This is a genomic window from Williamsoniiplasma luminosum, assembly GCF_002803985.1.
In the GTDB taxonomy this organism is placed as follows: Bacteria; Bacillota_I; Bacilli_A; order Mycoplasmatales; family Mycoplasmataceae; genus Williamsoniiplasma; species Williamsoniiplasma luminosum.
In genome coordinates this window covers 897,935-915,902 of the sequence record NZ_CP024963.1, presented here as the reverse complement: position 1 = coordinate 915,902, position 17,968 = coordinate 897,935, and the positions used below count along the sequence as shown (strand labels likewise).

The following is a 17,968-nucleotide window of genomic DNA, read 5'->3' as shown; positions in this document are numbered from 1 at the left end:
ATGACCAATATATCCCATGAAGCCATGCTTGGATTGATTATCGCGACAGGAATTATGTTACCAATTTTAATTGCAGCCCTTGTTTATTGATCAATAATTTTTTATAAAGAAAAACGCGAGTTAAAAATTCGCGAAACAAAATTTACCAACCGTTACTTTAAACTTTTTATTTTATATCTCTTAATTTTATTTACGCTTGCTGATTTTTTGGTCTTCATTGTGTTTATTAGCACTTATTTTAAGTAGAAACGAGGAAATATGAATTGAGAAAAATGAGTTATTCCAGTCATTGTGGCGGTGGTTTTAGTTTTAGGTTTTTGTTTCTTTTCGTTTTTGCATATTGCCAACAAAAGAAATAAAAATTTTATCAATTTATCCAAAATTATCACCGATATTGAAAGCAATTATCATTTAATTCCAACCACCAAAATTCAAGATATGAATTTTGGGATTAAAGTCTTTGATAAATCTTTAGATCTTTACATTGAAAAATCAGCTTACATTCAAAAACGCCGAATCAATCATTCACTAATGCTTTTTGATGCTTATTTAGATTCCAATCGAAAACAAAATCAAGAGATTAAAACTAGTGATGGTCAAATGCACATTGACCACCAACAAAAGGTGATTGAATTGATTGTTCCAGGCTCACCTAATCAAAGTTTTAAAATTGAAGATCTTTTCTATTTAAAAACAGTTTATGACTTTAAAACCAAAGCCTTAATTTTTGAAATTGTTTGTTACAACAACACCCAATCTGTGAAATTTCAGTTGCTAACAGAACCAGATTTATGAGCATTTAACCAACTTATTTTTGATTTAATCAATCAAAAATAAGTTGGTTTTTATTGTCTGATTAAAAACTTAAAAAAATTTTAAAAAAAGTGATAAAAATTTATCACTTTTCTATTTTTAGGAATACAATAATTTATGAGAAAGGAAAAACTCAAAATGAATTTTTTAAAATTAAAAAAACAAAATTCAAACAATCTTCAACCTTCTAATTCACGAGTAATTTGAAGTAGAATTTTTGCCAGACTGCAAATGCTGGGAAAAGCATTATTATATCCAATTGCGATCCTACCGTTTGCAGCTTTGTTAAACCGTTTTGGAACGTTGGGAATGGATTTAAATCCCATCGAAGACGGAGTTAGAAACGTTGGAAATTGAATTGGATTTATTATTTCAAGACCAGGGGCCATTGTTTTTGATAACTTACCATTATTTTTTGCAATTGGAACTGGTTTTGGATTAGCCAAAGAAAACCGTGGTGAGGTTGCTTTGGTAGCAGCATTGATGTATCTGGCGATTACCGCTTTCTTAATTGAAGGTGGTTTGCCATCATTGATGTATAAAGGGGTGTTAACTTTTGACACCCATGATGGAAAAGCTTTCTCTGAATTGTTTTATGTTAAAACATTTGGTATGGTCAACAACAAAATCGAGGTAACAGGTGGTAAGTACATTCTCGATATTGGAGCGTTGGGTGGAATTATTTCTGGTTCGATGACTGCTTATCTATATAACAAATTTAAAGACATTCAACTTCCAGAAGCTTTAGGTTTCTTTGGTGGACGTCGCTTTGTTCCGATGATGGTGATGTTGGTTTCATTACCATTAGCCTTTCTATTTTCTGTAATTTGACCATGAATCCAATTTGGATTAGTTAAATTCGGTGGTTTAATTTCATCAAGTGATGCTTGATCGATTCCAGGTGCCTTTTTATACGCTCTGGTCAATCGAATTATTCAACCATTTGGTTTACATCACATTATTAACACTTTCTTATGATTCCAAATGCCAATTGAAAATTACATTACAGATATTAATGGAAAAATTGTTTTAGATATGGATGCCTTTGGGGGTGATAAATTTAACATCGCCAATTTACAAGCAATTGCTTCACACTGACAAACAAACATTAGTATCACAGAAAGCAATTGAAAAGATTACTTTGTTCTAAGACAAGGATTGGTTGCAAATTCAAATAACACAATTTTTGCCACAGGGAATTTAGCATCAGCAACTGCTGGAATGTATACAGTTTTTGGAGATATTAACGCGTTCCAAAAATCAGTCATTTCTGGAACGTTCCAAACTGGATACTTCCCAATGTATTGAGGGGGATTAACAGCTGCGGCTGGTGCAATGGTGTTAGCAGCTCCAAAAGAAAACCGTAAAAAAACAATTACTTTCTTAGCTGGAATTGCGTTTGTAGCAGCCCTAACTGGAATCGATGAACCAATTGTCTTTGCATTCATCTTTGTTGGTCCAATTCTATGAGCATATAATGCTGTTTTCACAGCTATCTTTGCTGCAATCGGAATTGCGATGCATATGCATATTGGATTTGGATTCTCAGCTGGTCTAATTGATTACATTATTTCTTTTGCTAATTCTTGAGGAATGAGCAAAGCTGAAGCATTTATTCATGGACCAGTTTATGGGGTCACTTCAAATCCATTATGAATGTTATTATTGGCAGCATTAATTGCCCCAGTTTACTTCTTCTCATTCTATTTCACAATCAAAAAATTGGATATTCCAACTCCAGGTCGTGAAAAAGATTTGACAAACATTCAAGTGATGAAAAAGTAAAAACAACAACACTGATTCAAAATTAAACGCACTTTTGCGTTTAATTTTTCTTGCCCGAGATAAGTTAAAATCCTTAATCGCATTTATCTTTTTCTGATATTAAGGCATAATCATTGCAAGGAGCCAGATGATTGCAATTAATTTATTAACGAACTCAACTTCACCAATCTCACAAACAACAGCCATTATTTTTATTGTGGTGGGAGCTGTTTGTTTGCTTTTAGGGATTGGTGTGATCTTTCTTTTAAAAGAAGTATTAAAAAGAAAAAAAGATGCACAAAACCGTGGGTTTAAATTAGAAGATAAAAAATTTACGCATAAAATTTTTAATTTTTGAATTCAATATTTATACTTTTTCATCATTGGGGTTTGTTTCATTGCTGGTCTAGTTTTATTTGGTGTCGGAATTGGATATTTTATTTAAAGCCCTAAAAGGTCTTGATTCTTTGGAAAAAATGGAGTAATTTCCATTTTTTCCATTTTTTTTGATGAATATTGGAAAAATAATTTTATTAATTTTATATAATGAAGGTAGTGTATGAAAGATTACGCTACAAGAAAGGAAAATTAAATGTTCTTATCAATTAAAAAGAAAAAAGAAACTACATTTGGTACTCCAAATAGTCCCAATCAAAAAGCTAGTTTCTTAATGCTCTTACAAGAACTAGGTAAAGCCTTGCAATTTCCCGTTGCATTATTGCCATTCGCTGCGATCTTAAATCGGTTCGGTGCTTTGGGTGTGACTTTCACAACTGATGCAAATGGTGTGATTACCAACGATGTTGGTTATTGAATTTCGTTTATCATTCAAAAACCAGGTAGTGTTGCATTTGATAACTTACCGTTATTATTTGCCATCGGAATTGCTTTTGGTTTAGCCAAAGATCATCGAGGTGAAGTCGCCTTAGTTTCTGCCGTCTTTTATTTCATCATTGCTGTGATGAATGCTGAACACGGACTACCTGAAATGATGTATAAAAATGTTCTAACATTTGAATGACATAAAACAGTTGAAGGTCAAGCCCAATCAGGGTTCTTATCATCACTGTTCTATGTCAAAAACTTTGCCGGTGACGGCAAGACGGTTGTTGGAGGATCGTATGTTTTAAATGTCGGTGTTTTAGGAGGGATTGTGGCTGGATGTTTTTCTGCATACTTATACAATCGCTTCCAAAATGTTAAATTACCTGAAGCACTAGGATTCTTCTCAGGAAGAAGATTCGTCCCAATGATTGCAACTGTTGTTGCAATCCCAGTGGCGTTCTCATTTGCAATTGTTTGACCATGAATTCAATATGTCTTAATGTTATTTGGACAAGCAGTGGCAAACCCGAATAACCCAGCTGTGGCAGTTCCTGGAACTGCAGTTTATGCGATGTTGAATCGTTTATTATTACCATTTGGTTTACACCAAATTTTAAATACATTCTTCTGATTCCAATTACCAATTGGAGGTCCAGTCATTGACCCAATTACTGGACACATCGGAAGTCAGACAATTTGAGCAAATGGAGATATTTCTGCATTTACAAAAGGAATTCAAGGATCAGGATTCTTCCAATCAGGATTCTTCCCAATCATGATGGGTGGAATTCCGATGATTGCTGTGGCCATGATTTTTGCAGCTAAAAAGGAAAACCGTAAAAAAGTCTCAGGATTCTTAGGTGGTGTTGCACTTGTTTCAATCGTTTCTGGAATCACTGAACCAATTGAGTTCTCATTTGTGTTTATCTCACCAATCTTGCTAGGAATTCATGCAGTCTTGACAGGATTATTTGTCGCGGCATCAACCGGAATGGGAATTGAGGTCGGATTCGGATTCTCGGCGGGATTAATTGACTACATTGTCTCATTTGCCCAATCTTGAGGATTTGCTGCAAGTAAAACTGGAGCTTTAGGAGTAACTTCTAACCCATTATGAACATTAGCATTAACAGCTGCTGCTGGTGGAGTTTACTTTATTGTTTTCTACACTTTAATTACAAAACTAGATATTCAAACCCCAGGTCGTGAACATGATGTTCCACCAAGTTTGGCGGCTAATGTTGAAGTTAAAAATGCAGAATCAAAAACCGAAACCAAAGTTACAGTTGCAACTTTGGTTCAAAATGCAAATATTGAACCAGTTCAACCAAAAGTTGTGGTTGCACCAAAAACTGATAAAGTTGTGGTTGCCAAACCAAAAGTGGAACAAGCAAAAACTGAAAAAGTTGTTGTTGCCAAAAAAGTTGCAAAACCAAAAGTTGAACAACCAAAAGTTGTAAAACCAAAAACTGATAAAGTTGTAAAACCAAAAGTTGTAAAACCAAAACAACCAAAAACTGAAGTAAAAGATTTAACAAATGATTTAGTTAAAAAATATGATGCTAAATTGTCAACTAAAAAAATCGTTGATGAAGAAGCACATGCAAAACTAGAAGTTATAGAACGTGCTAAAGTTGATGGATCAGCTGAAATCACAGAAGCAAGAAGCGAGTTACAAAAACACGCTTCATCACTTCGTGCCGAAGCAAAAAAACAAGGAATTAAATTAAAAGATGCAAATCTACGTAATATGACTAAAAAAGAACTTATTGTGTACATGAAAAATACAGCATTAAAAATTAATTCTTAATAATAATCAACCACCATTAATGGTGGTTTTTGTATTTTTATTTTATAATTGATTATGATACAAAGGAAAACCCAGTATGAAAAGTAACCAAAATTGATCATCAGTTTATATGTTTTGCAAACAATGTTGAGAACAAAGAAAATTTGATTTTCCCCAAGATTTTAATGATCTTGAACTGACTGATCAAATATCAGGAAAGTGCAGTGTTTGTGAACGCAAACAAGCAGTTTTAATCAAAGATATTAAGGAGTATTATGATCATTTAAATGATCATAATGAATAATTTATGCACCATAATTTATTAGTTGAAGTTACCAACAACGGAACTGGGGTTGAAAATTTACCTTGATGAAGTATTTTAATTTTCATTGCTGTGGTTTTAATTGCGTTGGTTTTTATTCCTTGATCGAAAATAAAAACCAAAATTGATGATAGAAAACAGAAAAAAACTGAAACCAAACAATTACAACCACCATCTAAAAACGCCCATTCTGCTTTTTTTGGGATTTACAATTGATTTGGTAAAAAACAAGCGATGCGTTTACAACGCACAGTTTATGTTCAAGAATTAGAAGATGCTTGTCAATTGTGTCGTCCCTTCGAAAACAAAGTTTTATCTTTAGAAGATGACGATAAAATTATGACCATGAAACAAGCCATTGAACAAGGTTATCATCATTTAGGATGTCATCACATTGATGTGGATTATTTTGTTGATCTGACTGAAATCAAACCAAACCAATGAACCGATGAACACAAACAATTTCGTCGTAGTTTAGTTTTAAAACAATTCAAAATCGAAGATGAATTGCGTGATCTAAAATATCAATTAGATAATCGTAAAATTATGTCCAAACAAAAGGAAAATGATTTAATCAAAAAGATTGAAACTAAAGAAAAAGAATTAGTTAAATTTATTGAGGGTAACAATTTACAAAGAAATAAAGCTCGGGAACAATATAATCTGTCTGATATTCAAAAATTTACTTAATTATTTACCCAAATTAACTAAAAGTGTTAATATATAAAATGTAATAAAAATAAAGTTTAACAATATATTACAAAACAAAACATAAAAAGAGGAAACAAAAATGGGATTATTTTCTAGAAAAGATAAAGATAAAGAACCTAAAGTTAAAGTAAACAAAAGTTTAATTAAAGCACAAGCAATTGTTGATGCAATTGGGAAAGACAATTTTATTACAATTGATAACTGTGCTTCAAGATTACGTTTAACTTTAAAAGATAACAAAAGTGTGGATGACGCTAAAATTAAAGCAGCTGGAACATTTGGGTTAGTAAGATTGGGAGACTCAGCGCTTCAAATCGTCATTGGTGGAGATGTTGAACATGTGACTAATGAAGTTAGAAACCTTGTTGAACATAAATAGATTCGTTTTTTAAAACAAATGCTTTTTGCATTTGTTTTTAATTTATATGTATTTTTGAGAAAATAACATATATAATAATAAAGTTAAAAAAGAAGCACAATGCTCACCATGAATGTTTATATGAAGTGGTTGAATATATTTATCAAAAACAGATAAAGTGTGCTTTCTAATTTAATGGCACACTTTTTATATTATTAGGAGAAAGAATGGACGAAAAACAAAAAAATCCAAGACAACCAAGAAACAACAACCAAGATCCAATCAATGGTTTTATTCGCGCAAGAGAAATTTTTGTCATTGATGAAGATGGCAATAAATATGGAATCTTACCAAAAAGAGCAGCGATTGAATTAGCTGAACAAAAAGGTTTAGATTTAGTTCAAGTTGGTTTACAACCAAATGGAGTAGCGATTGCTAAAATTTTAAATTATGGAAAATATAAATACGAATTGCAAAAGAAAACTAAGATTGCGAAGAAAAACCAAGTCAAAACTGAAAATCGTGAAATTCGTTTAACAGTGAATATTGGAGAACATGATTTAGATACAAAAGCTCGTAAAGCAAGAGAATTCTTGTTGGATGGAGACAGAGTAAAAATTTCTTTAAAATTCAAAGGAAGAGAAATCACTTATCAAGATTTAGGTCAAGCAACTTTAGATCGCTTTTTTACCAAAATCGAAGATATTGCAAAAATTGATAAAGAAGCAAAACTAACATCTCGTTTCTTAGATATGTATGTTGTGCCAAAGAAAAATTAGAGAACAAAAAAAGGAGAAATAAATTATGCCAAAAATGAAAACAAAAAAAGCTTTAGCTAAACGTGTTAAAAAAACAGGTAGTGGTAAATTAAAAAGAGGCCACGCTTATTGTTCACACTTAGCTTTAGGAAAAACAACTAAACAAAAACGTCAATTAGGAAAATCAGCATTTGTTGATAAAACTGATGAAAAACGTTTAAAAGGATTATTACAAAATTAAGAGGGGATGGTAAGAAAATATGGCAAGAGTTAAATTTGGTAAAGTAACCAGAGCAAGAAGAAAGCGTTGAATTAAACGTGCTAAAGGGTATTATGGAACAAAGAAATCATCATACAAAAAAGCACATGAACAAGTAGTTCGTTCAATGGCTTACGCATATATTGGGCGTAAACAAAAGAAACGTGATTTCCGTCAATTGTGAATCACTCGTATTAATGCAGCAGTTAGACCATTTGGTTTATCATACTCAAGATTTATGAATGGATTAAAAAAAGCAAACATTGATGTTAACCGTAAAATGTTATCTGAATTAGCAATTTCAAATCCAAATGAATTTGAAAAAATTGTTCATTTAGCACAAACTAGTTTAGGGCAACCAACAACTAAATCAACTGCTAAACCAGTTGAATTAGCAAGTGCTAAAAAAGTTGAAAAAACAGAACAACCAAAAATTGAAAAAGTTGAAAAAGTTGAAAAACCAAAAACTGAACAACCAAAAATTGAAACTGTTGAAAAAACAGAAGTTGATTCACATGATTATTTAGCTGAAATGGAAGCTAAATATGCAGCTGAATTAAAAGCACATGAAGAAGCTGAAAAACTAGAACGTGAAGCTCATGAAAAAGCATTAGCATTAGCAACTGAAGCAGCTGAAAAAGAAAAACTAATCAAAGCTCGTGAAGCGGCAAAAGCTCAAAAAGCACAAATGTCAACTGAAGAAAGAGCTAAATTAGATGGATCTGATTCAATCAAAGAAGCAAGAAGTGAATTACAAAAACATGCTAACAAAATGCGTTCATTAGTTAGTGATGATCATAAAACAATCAAAGATGCAAACTTACGTGATATGACTAAAAAAGAATTAATCAAATACATGAGACAAGTTGCAAACGTTGTTAAAAAATAAAAAATTTGAACATTAAAAAATGTTCTTTTTTTATGTTCAAATTTGATTAATTAAGTGATCAAAAACGCTAATGATCAAAATTTTTCACATTATCAAAACTGTGATCTTCATCAATTTTAGAATTACATGATCTTAACAATGAAAAATAGATATTTTGTCCAAAACATAATCAGGATAAAAATATGATTGATTAAGGATAAAAATATGCCTTTCTTGAAAAAAAATAATTTAGATATTTCATTTTGCTTACATAACACAATTTTTTTTATTTTTTATTTGGTAGAATAAAATTAAATGGATGTGATCAAACATTTCCATTGTCTCAGAAAGGAAATTACAAATGAGAAAAACAATGAAAATATTCTTTTGAACATTTTTTGGTATTAGTATAGCTGCTTTGTTAGTTGGTATTGGTATCAAATGATTGAATATTCAAACATCCCCAATAGTGGACGAAGGGTGAAAAATAAGTGAGATGTTTTCACCATTCAAAGAAAAAAATTGATCGTTAAATGTGGGGTTTAATTATGAATGAATTCAACAAGGAAGCGATTATTGACAAGTAAAAGATATTCACTGATACAATGGAACTGCTCTTAGCCCAACAAACCTAGTGTTTGATATGGTTGCTAACTATGCAATTCTTATCGTTTCAACAGTTGCAATGGGTATTGCACTATTATCATTAATCTTCTTTATCTTTTCAAAAAAACAAGGGATTAATCCTAATCAAGTTCAAGTGATCGTGAACACTTTACCAAATGCAGCTCCAACACAAGATGCTAATGTTCAAGAAAACACACAACCTCAAATCAAAATTGAAAAACCAGCCCCAGTTGAGGTTAAACCAGTCAAAGCTGTAATTGCTGAACCAATTCCAGTTGCCCCAGTTGCCCCAGTTGAACCTAAAAAAGTTGATGAGAATAATTCACAAGACTATTTAGCAAAACTTGAAGCCAAATATGCTGAAGCGCTTAAAAAACAAGAAGAAGCTGAAAAACTGGAACGTAAAAAATATGAAGATGCTTTAAAAAATGCTGCTCAAGAAGAAGAAAGACAAAAAATCATCAAATTACTTGCTGATTCAGTTGCTAAAAAACAACAAATGTCAACTCAAGAAAGAGCCAAATTAGATGGATCTGATGCAATTGCAGAACCACGAAGCGAATTACAAAAACATGCTAATAAAATGCGTTCATTAATTGATGAAAAACACAAACTGTTCAGTGTAAATTTACGTGATATGACTAAAAAAGAGTTAATCAAATACATGAGACAAGTTGCAAATATTATCTAATAAATTTAATATAGAACATTTCAAATCAAATTTTTTAAAGATTCATTCTTTAAAAAATTTGCTTAAAAGATGTTCTTTTTTATATCCAAAAATAAAAGACTAATTATATTTTTTAATCCAGAAAGATAATTGCTCCCTTTCAAAAAAAGCCATATAAAAACAAAACAAAAAAAGGTTGGTTTTACTAAAAATAAAAAAAGTCCTCTTAATTGACTATAAAAATGTATTTTTTTAATCAAAAATGGGGTATAAATACACTTTTATTGTTTTTTTATTTGGTAAAATAAGATTATACAAATAGAACCAAATATTTCTATTATCTAAGGGAGAAAAAACAGATGCAAAAAGCAACGAAAATACTTTTTTGAACATTTTTTAGTATTAGTCTAGCGATGCTGATGTTTGGTATTGGGATTAAGCTTATCAATATTCAAACATCGATAAAAATTGCTGATGCAAATTGAGGAATCAAAGAAGTATTTTCGCCCTTTCAAGAAGGAAGTTGATCGCTAAATTCAGGGTTTAATTTTTATTGAATAGATGCAATCAATGGAAAACCTTGACACGTAGTTGAACTCTTTTGATACAACGGAACAACACTTATCACCCCGACAAGTCTTGTGTTCAATATGGTTGCTAACTATTTCATTCTTATCGTTTCAACAGTTGCGATGGGCTTTGCACTTCTTTCAATAATTTTCTCTTTATTTGCAAAACAAGAACAAAATAAAATTCAAGTTATCATCAATACTCCAGTCAACATGACTTCAAAAATTAATAATTCAAATCAAGAAAATCCATCAAATCAATTAGAGATTCAACAAGTTGAAGCAAATGTTGAAATTGAAAAATCTGCTAAAAAAATGAAAAAGGTAAAACCTTCAAAAGAAGTTTCGTTGGCATATGCTGAACAGCTTCAAATTAAATATGCAGACATTTTAAAAGAATATGAAGAAGCAGAAAAATTATTAGAACAACAACAAAAAGATGCTGCTTTGAAAAAAGAACGCAATCGAAAATCAAGACAAAAACGAGATGGTTCAAAAAGAATCAAAGAACGACGTTCAAAATTACAAAAACATGCTAACCAAATGCGTGCAGCCATTGATAAAAACAATAAACTTTTCCATGTTAATTTACGTAAAATGACTAAAAAAGAATTGATCAAATACATGAAAAAACTGACAGTTTTAATCAACACAACTTCAAAATAACATCTCTTATTTTTAAAAATACAATCACCAAATAAAGAACATTTATTTGGTTTTTTTGATCTTAAAAATAAAAATCTTGAGCTGTGATTATTTATCATTTTTAATCAATCAAAACCACAAACTTTTGTAAAAATTTGTAATTTTATTTTTTATATTTTGTGCTTCACTCGAGTTTTCTAGACAAATAACTTCTTATTTGGGAATACAATTGATTTTTTTTTTTTTTTTGTGAAACTTATAGTGGAAATATTTTTGTTAGAGAGTGAGAATTATACAAATAAACTTTGAAAAATAGATAGGAAAAAAAATGAATTCAAATATATTGAATAAAAATTTTGTCTTTCTTGATATTGATGTTAAAAACCAGACTGAAGCATTTAAATTTCTTGCTGATCAAGCTGCTGCTTTGAAATTGATTCTTGTAAAAGATAAAAAGTTTTTAATCGAAGGTTTTGAAAAACGTGAACAAGAAGGATCGACAGGGTTTGAAGATGGTTTTGCTATCCCTCATGCTCGTATTGCTCAAATCAAAAAAGCAGCGATTCTTGTTTTAAGATTCAAAAAAGCAATTGATTGAAAATCAATGGATGACAAACCAACCAAAATTGCAATTGCCTTGTTAATTCCAGATGGACCATCTGGTGATGAACATTTAGCAATTTTAAGTGATGTGGCTTTAAAACTGATGAATGAAGAGTTTAAAAAACTGATGAAATCAGCCAAAACTCCAACCCAAATTTTAAAAGCTTTCGAAATTAAAAAAGAAGAAGTGAAACATGATGTTGCACCACCAAAAACTGAAAGTTTAAACATTGTTGGAATTACTGCATGTGTTGTGGGGATTGCCCACACTTACATGGCAGAAGAAAGAATGTTATCAGAAGTTCCTAAAATGGGATACAACATTCGTATTGAAACCCAAGGTTCAAAAGGAATCGGGACACAATTAACGCAAAAAGAAATTGATGCGGCTGATCTTGTAATTTTTGCCACTGATGTAGATATTGATAAAGAACGTTTTGTTGGTAAAAAGTTTTACCAAACAAAAGTTTCTGATGCAATTAAAAACCCGCAAGCTGTCGTGAACAACGCCATTGCCAAAGGTTATGTGATTGAAGCAAATAAAGGTTCATTTGATAACAAAAATAGTATGGCCAAAGTGAAAGCTAAAGTTGGTGTTTTACAACATATTCTTGCCGGAATTTCATACATGATTCCAATTATTGTTTTAGGAGGAATCTGTTTAGCATTCTCAATCGGGCTTGCAAAAGCAATTTGAGGACCAAGTGCTGGAACTGCTGGACCAATGATCCCTGGTCCTGATGGAAAACTAATTCAAGACCCAAATATTTTTTACCCTTGAGGACCATTAGCTGTTTTAGATAAAATTGGAGGAGTTGCTTTTGCATTAATGATTCCAATTCTTGCCGGATTTATTGCTAATTCAATTGCTGGTCGTGCTGCAATTGCCCCAGCGATGGTTGGTGCCTTTATTGGAAACGATGCAGGTAAATTCATGCCATTACCAGGAATGGATGCTGTTCAAACTCCAACTGGATTTATTGGAGCAATTATTGCTGGACTACTAGTTGGTTACTTTGTAAGATGAGTTAACACTTGAAATGTACCAAAATCAATTCGTCCAGCAATGCCAATTTTCTTCATTCCACTAACTGCCGGAATTGGAATCTCATTAATCTTTATTTATGTAATTGGTGGACCAATTGGATTTGTAATGGAAAAATTCTCAAACGCCATTAAAGAAGCGTATCAATCAGGAACTATTGGATTAGGACTTGGATTAGGACTTGGAATCGTACTTGGAGCGATGGCTGGATTTGATATGGGTGGACCAATCAATAAAATTGCCTTCGTTACCTCTTCAGCCTTAATTACTGCTGGAATTCAACAACCAATGGGAGCAATGGCTGCTGGAATTCCAGTTGCCCCACTTGCCATGGGTATCTCAACATTAGTTTTCCCTCGTTATTACAACAAGGATGAAAAAGGATTAGGAATTGCGGCCATTATCATGGGAATGATCGGAATTTCAGAAGGTGCAATTCCGTTTGCAATTCGTGATCCAAGACGTGCAATTGTATGTAACGTGTTGGGTTCAGCTGTTGCTGGAGGAATTGCTGGAGCATTCTTAATTACTGATGCTGCTGCTCATGGTGGACCAATTGTTGCGATTCTAGGGGCTGTGCCTTATGGATTAGACACATTGTGATACTTCATGGCTGTTGCAATCGGAGTGACTGTAACTGTTCTGAGTTATGGATTATGAATGAAATTAGAATCAGGGGCTGAAAAATCAGTTCGTGAAGCGCATAACATTCATATCACTGTTTTAAGAAATGATAAAAATGATAAAATTGAAGAAATTAAAGCTGAAATTAATAATATCAAACATGCTGATAAACTTGCTAAAAAAGAAACAGGCAATGATGTTAAATCAACTGCTAAAATTGAAAGTTTAAAAGCCCAAATTGTTGAAATCAAAGAAAACTTTAAAACTGTAGTTTTAAAGAATAAAGCGATTATGAAAGAAATTGAAACAAACGAAAAAACCGCGATCAAAAATCATAAAAATGATATGAAATTAGAGTTTGGAAAAATTAATGAAAATAGTAAAGCTGAAAAATCAACAATCAAAGATATTAAAAATAACAAAGAAAAATTAGATAAATTATCAGATATCAAAGAACAACAACGTGAAAATAAATTAGCTGTTAGAGCTAAATATCACCAAGAATTTGTTGACCGATACAACCAACAAATTGTTGCTTAATATTAATATGAAAAACCAGGCAACTGGTTTTTTATTTGGAGCATGTTATTATTTATAAGTAGGAACTATATGGCCAGATTTGATGAACTAAAAAATGAAGTAATTTTTGATAATAATGATTTAGAACAAGCGTGAGATCACGCTCCTAAATTAATTAATAAACCAGCTAATCATTTTCGCTTATGCTATGTTTGCAAAGTTCATATGGAAAGAAAAATGTTTGCCAATGACAAAAATGTTAATAATAAATTAGCATGAACCATCGATATGATTAATGCTAAAAAATTTGATTTAGAACCAACCAATTTAGTGGCAATTCATTTGGTTTGTGTGAAGTTAATAACTAAAAAAAATAATACTAGAAACTTGAAAAAAACCCACAAAATGCTATGACAATTTGATGAAGAGTTTTGAAAAAAGAAAAAATAAGCAATCAAATTGCTTATTTTTTGTTATTTGCGATTGTAATTTAAACCTAAAGCATTTTGAACTTTGTTTAATTTTTTTCTTGCTTCATATTGAGCTTTGATGGCGGCGTCTTTTAATCATTGTTCAACTTCTGAAGAGTTATATAATTGCTTGTAACGTTGTTGAATTGGTGCTAAAGTTTCGATTAGAGCAGCGGCCACATCGTCTTTTAAATCTTTGTAATTTTTTCCTTGTCAATGTTTTTCAGCTTCTTTGATGGTGATCTTTTTCAATGTTGTATAAATAGTCATCAAATTCGCAACTCCAGGTTTATTTTTGGGATCGTATTTAATTAAATTTTCACTATCAGTAATGGCTGCTTTAATTTTTGCTTCAATCACTTTTGGTTCATCCAACATATAAATAATGGCTTTTTGATTAGTTGAAGATTTACTCATTTTTTTGGTTGGATCTTGTAAATCCATAATTTTAATTTTATCTTTACTAATTAAAGGTTCTGGAATTTGAAAGACAGTGCCATATTTATTATTAACTCTAATCGCTAAATCTCTTGTTAATTCCACATGTTGTTTTTGATCAATTCCAACAGGGACAAATTTGGCATCATACATTAAAATGTCTGCTGCCATTAAAGTTGGATAAGTAAATAAACCAGCTGGAATATAATCTTTTGATTGGGCTTTAGTTTTACTTGATTTATCTTTAAATTGAGTCATTCTTGATAATTCCCCAATTGAAGATTGAGTATTCAAAATTCACCCAAGTTGAGCATGTTCTAAAACATCAGATTGCAAAAAGACCGTGCTTTTTTGTGGATCTAAACCACAAGCAAAATATAGAGCAGCAATTTCTTTGGTGTTTTTTCTTAAAATTTCCTTATCTTGAGGAATTGTGATCGCATGTAAGTTTGCAATAAAAACATATAATTCATATTCATCCTGAAATTCAACAGCACGTTTAATTGCCCCTAAATAATTTCCTAAAGTCATTTCTCCACTTGGTGTGATTCCTGTAATCATTTTTTCTTTCATCTTAACTCCCATTTCTTTTTATATTTTAAACCATTTAAATAATCATTTTTATTTATTGTATAATAAAACTAGTGTTTTTGAGGTCCAAATGAAATATTCAATCTTAACCAATCGTTACCAAGAATCTAAAGAAATTGAAAAAGAAATTTTAGAGATCATCGCATCCCAACCTAACCCAATTCAAGATGATGTTAATCCTGATTATGTGTTTGTGATTGGTGGAGATGGAACTTTTTTAAGTGCTGTGCATAAATTTGCCAATATTTTAGATAAAATTATTTTTATTCCGATTAAATTTGGGGGGATTGGTTTTTATACTAATCATAATTCGGTTGAAGATTTTAGAGATATTTTATCAATTGGAATTGAAAAAAATCAAAAATGAGTTGAATACAGTTTATTGAAAATTACGAATAATCAAGAAGAATGATATTCAATCAATGAAGTTAAAATTGTGAATAATACCAGACCAACCAAAATGGATATCTATATAAATGATGAATTATTAGAAACGTTTAGAGGCACTGGAATGGTTTTTGCTACTCCATCTGGATCGACTGGATTTGCTAGATCAGCATATGGTTCAATCATTTTTCCAAATACTAATCTCTTTGAAATGATTGAATTATTTCCAGTTTCAACCAATAAATTTAGAACTTTAAATGCCCCTGTCATTTTTGATAATCAACAAGTGATCACTTTGTTTTTAAAAGATTATCAAAATGTAGTTGTGGCTGTTGATACAGCCGATCACCAATTAACTGATCCTAAAATTGAAGTGCGATTAAGTGATAAAAAAATTAAAATTATGGCCTTATCAAAAAATCGTACTAGTAAAACAAAAATCTTAAATGATATTTTTGTTTTAAATAATGAAATTAAAGAAAAATAGAGATAATTTTAAAAAATTTAGAAAAATTCTAAATTTTTTTCTTTTATGTTAATGAGATAATAGAATAAAAAGGAGAAAAAATGAATTATTCATTCAAAAATATTATTACCCACAAAAAAGAAGGTAAAGAGCTTTCAAAAGAAGAGATTAAATGAATTGTTAATGCTTTTTTAACTGGTGAAGTGACCGATTATCAAATGGCAGCATTTCTAGCAACAATTTACTTTAAAGGGATGAGCGCCCAAGAAACTGCTGATTTAACTAGTGTTTATGTTGATTCGGGAAAAACTTATGATTTAAGTGCAATTAAAGGTTGAAAAGCAGACAAACATTCAACTGGAGGAATTGGAGATAAAATTTCATTTATATTTTCACCATTAGTTGCATCATATGGGATCAAAGTTGCTAAATTATCTGGACGTGCTTTAGGACAAACTGGAGGAACTATTGATAAATTAGAATCAATCCCAGGATGAAATTCTGAACTTACTGAAAAAGAATTTATTCAAGTTGTTGAAAAAACAGGATTAAGTATTATCGGTTCAAGTGCCAACATTGCCCCAGCTGATAAGAAAATTTATGCTTTAAGAGATGTTGTGGAAATGGTTGATTCAATTCCATTAATCGCAGCATCAATCATGTCTAAAAAATTAGTCATTGATGCTGATTCAATTGTTCTGGATGTGAAAGTTGGATCTGGAGCATTCATGAAAGATATTCCAACAGCTGTTGAATTATCTCGTGCAATGGTTGATATTGGAAAAGCTCACAATCGCCAAGTCGTTGCCTTGATCACTGATATGGACAAACCGTTAGGAAGAATGATTGGAAATGCTCTTGAAATCAAAGAAGCATGAGAAACATTACATGGTAATGGTCCTGAAGATATTATTGATATTTCAGCAACAGCTGTTGGAATCACTTTGGTTAAAGCTGGAATCTTTAAAAACTTAGAAGAAGCTAAAAAATCAGTGATGCAAAAATTAAAAACTGGAGAAGCTGCTCACTACTTAGTTGATATGATCAAAGCTCAAGGTGGAGACTGAAGTGTGATGGAAGATTATGACAAAAATTTTGCCACAAAAAATCATATTGAAATTAAAGCTGAAAAAGATGGATATATGAAATTTATCGATGCGCAACAATTAGGATTTTTAGCAATCGAATTAGGAGCTGGCCGCAAAGTTAAAGAAGATCACTTGGATCATGCTGCTGGAATTTACTTAAATAAAGTATCTGATGAAAAAGTGCAAAAAGGTGATGTTGTAATGACTTTATTATCAAACAAAGAACCGAATGCAAGTTGAAATGAAATGGCAAAAACTTCATTTGACATTGTTTCTCAACCTTTTGAAGAAAAAACAATTAAAGAAATTATTGAATAAAAGATTGTGACACACACCATTGCAAAATGGTGTGTTTTTGCATTTTTTTTGCTAACATATCTATGAGGAGCATTTGAATAAAATCTTTTTGCAGAACATTAAATAAGAATCGCGATCTTCTTTAATGTGTTCCCTCATCTATGCCCATTACGTTTGTAACAGCGGCCGCGCCCTCGAAAGAGGGCTAATTTTTTTAAAAATGAAATAATTAATAAAATTGAATTCAAAAATTGTGAATCAACAGTCTATTCTGACAAATGTTAATTTGAGATGTTTAATATTTTTTTCATGTAAAAAGATTGTTTTTTGCAATTTTTTGCTAATATATTTAAGAGAAGCTTTTTGAAAAGTCATTTAGCAAAGCACTAAAGATTCGCGATCCTCTTCAGTGTGTTCCCTCATCTATGCCCATTACGTTTGTAACAGCGGCCGTGCCCTCGA

General features: G+C 31.3%; 17 protein-coding genes and 1 pseudogene. 17 read left to right on the top strand and 1 reads right to left on the bottom strand.

What is annotated here, in order from left to right; genetic code table 4:
* The 15 genes and pseudogenes from ELUMI_RS04055 to ELUMI_RS03985 all read left to right on the top strand — a co-directional run bounded on the left by ELUMI_RS04055 (position 1) and on the right by ELUMI_RS03985 (position 14,219).
* The gene (locus ELUMI_RS04055; protein ID WP_025734825.1) at positions 1-246 is read left to right on the top strand and encodes a hypothetical protein; all 246 of its coding nucleotides are present in this window, start codon (positions 1-3) and stop codon (positions 244-246) included.
* A 12-nt stretch (positions 247-258) separates the two neighbouring features.
* Complete coding sequence (locus tag ELUMI_RS04050; RefSeq protein WP_025734824.1) at positions 259-837, top strand: hypothetical protein; 579 nt, start codon at positions 259-261, stop codon at positions 835-837.
* 114 nt (positions 838-951) lie between these two features.
* On the top strand, positions 952-2,598 hold the full coding sequence (locus tag ELUMI_RS04045) for a PTS transporter subunit EIIC (RefSeq protein WP_025734823.1): 1,647 nt from the start codon (positions 952-954) through the stop codon (positions 2,596-2,598).
* 127 nt (positions 2,599-2,725) lie between these two features.
* The gene (locus tag ELUMI_RS04040; protein WP_025734822.1) at positions 2,726-3,022 is read left to right on the top strand and encodes an MPN207a family PTS transporter accessory protein; all 297 of its coding nucleotides are present in this window, start codon (positions 2,726-2,728) and stop codon (positions 3,020-3,022) included.
* Between the two features lie 147 nt (positions 3,023-3,169).
* Positions 3,170-5,212, top strand: a complete 2,043-nt coding sequence (locus ELUMI_RS04035) for a PTS transporter subunit EIIC (RefSeq protein WP_025734821.1) — start codon at positions 3,170-3,172, stop codon at positions 5,210-5,212.
* Between the two features lie 76 nt (positions 5,213-5,288).
* The gene (locus ELUMI_RS04030) at positions 5,289-5,495 is read left to right on the top strand and encodes a hypothetical protein (protein WP_025734858.1); all 207 of its coding nucleotides are present in this window, start codon (positions 5,289-5,291) and stop codon (positions 5,493-5,495) included.
* 3 nt (positions 5,496-5,498) lie between these two features.
* A complete protein-coding gene (locus ELUMI_RS04025; protein WP_025734857.1) occupies positions 5,499-6,203 on the top strand; it encodes a hypothetical protein in 705 nt (234 codons plus the stop codon).
* Between the two features lie 100 nt (positions 6,204-6,303).
* Positions 6,304-6,603 (top strand): PTS sugar transporter subunit IIB, encoded by a 300-nt coding sequence (locus ELUMI_RS04020; RefSeq protein ID WP_025734856.1) that lies wholly within the window; start codon positions 6,304-6,306, stop codon positions 6,601-6,603.
* A gap of 206 nt (positions 6,604-6,809) precedes the next feature.
* Positions 6,810-7,361, top strand: a complete 552-nt coding sequence (gene infC, locus ELUMI_RS04015) for a translation initiation factor IF-3 (RefSeq protein WP_025734855.1) — start codon at positions 6,810-6,812, stop codon at positions 7,359-7,361.
* A 25-nt stretch (positions 7,362-7,386) separates the two neighbouring features.
* Positions 7,387-7,581 carry a 50S ribosomal protein L35 gene (gene rpmI / locus ELUMI_RS04010; protein ID WP_025734854.1) on the top strand — a complete coding sequence of 65 codons (195 nt, stop codon included), beginning with the start codon at positions 7,387-7,389 and terminating at the stop codon, positions 7,579-7,581.
* 19 nt (positions 7,582-7,600) lie between these two features.
* A pseudogene (rplT, locus tag ELUMI_RS04655) lies at positions 7,601-7,951 on the top strand (50S ribosomal protein L20); the annotation flags it as partial.
* Between the two features lie 877 nt (positions 7,952-8,828).
* Entirely contained in the window at positions 8,829-9,785 is a 957-nt protein-coding gene (locus tag ELUMI_RS04000; protein WP_025734852.1) for a hypothetical protein, read from the top strand.
* A 338-nt stretch (positions 9,786-10,123) separates the two neighbouring features.
* Entirely contained in the window at positions 10,124-10,999 is an 876-nt protein-coding gene (locus ELUMI_RS03995; protein ID WP_025734851.1) for a mediator of RNA polymerase II transcription subunit 4, read from the top strand.
* A 307-nt stretch (positions 11,000-11,306) separates the two neighbouring features.
* Positions 11,307-13,790, top strand: a complete 2,484-nt coding sequence (locus ELUMI_RS03990; RefSeq protein WP_025734603.1) for a PTS fructose transporter subunit IIABC — start codon at positions 11,307-11,309, stop codon at positions 13,788-13,790.
* A 69-nt stretch (positions 13,791-13,859) separates the two neighbouring features.
* Entirely contained in the window at positions 13,860-14,219 is a 360-nt protein-coding gene (locus tag ELUMI_RS03985) for a hypothetical protein (protein WP_025734604.1), read from the top strand.
* A gap of 23 nt (positions 14,220-14,242) precedes the next feature.
* On the opposite strand, the gene trpS is transcribed toward ELUMI_RS03985, so the two are convergent.
* A complete protein-coding gene (trpS, locus tag ELUMI_RS03980; protein ID WP_025734605.1) occupies positions 14,243-15,250 on the bottom strand; it encodes a tryptophan--tRNA ligase in 1,008 nt (335 codons plus the stop codon).
* A gap of 88 nt (positions 15,251-15,338) precedes the next feature.
* Here trpS and ELUMI_RS03975 point away from each other — a divergent pair, with 88 nt between their 5' ends.
* Together ELUMI_RS03975 and ELUMI_RS03970 are read left to right on the top strand one after the other, a co-directional pair.
* Entirely contained in the window at positions 15,339-16,142 is an 804-nt protein-coding gene (locus tag ELUMI_RS03975) for a diacylglycerol kinase catalytic domain-containing protein (protein ID WP_025734606.1), read from the top strand.
* An 80-nt stretch (positions 16,143-16,222) separates the two neighbouring features.
* The gene (locus tag ELUMI_RS03970) at positions 16,223-17,527 is read left to right on the top strand and encodes a thymidine phosphorylase (protein WP_025734607.1); all 1,305 of its coding nucleotides are present in this window, start codon (positions 16,223-16,225) and stop codon (positions 17,525-17,527) included.
* The last annotated feature ends 441 nt before the right edge of the window (positions 17,528-17,968 follow it).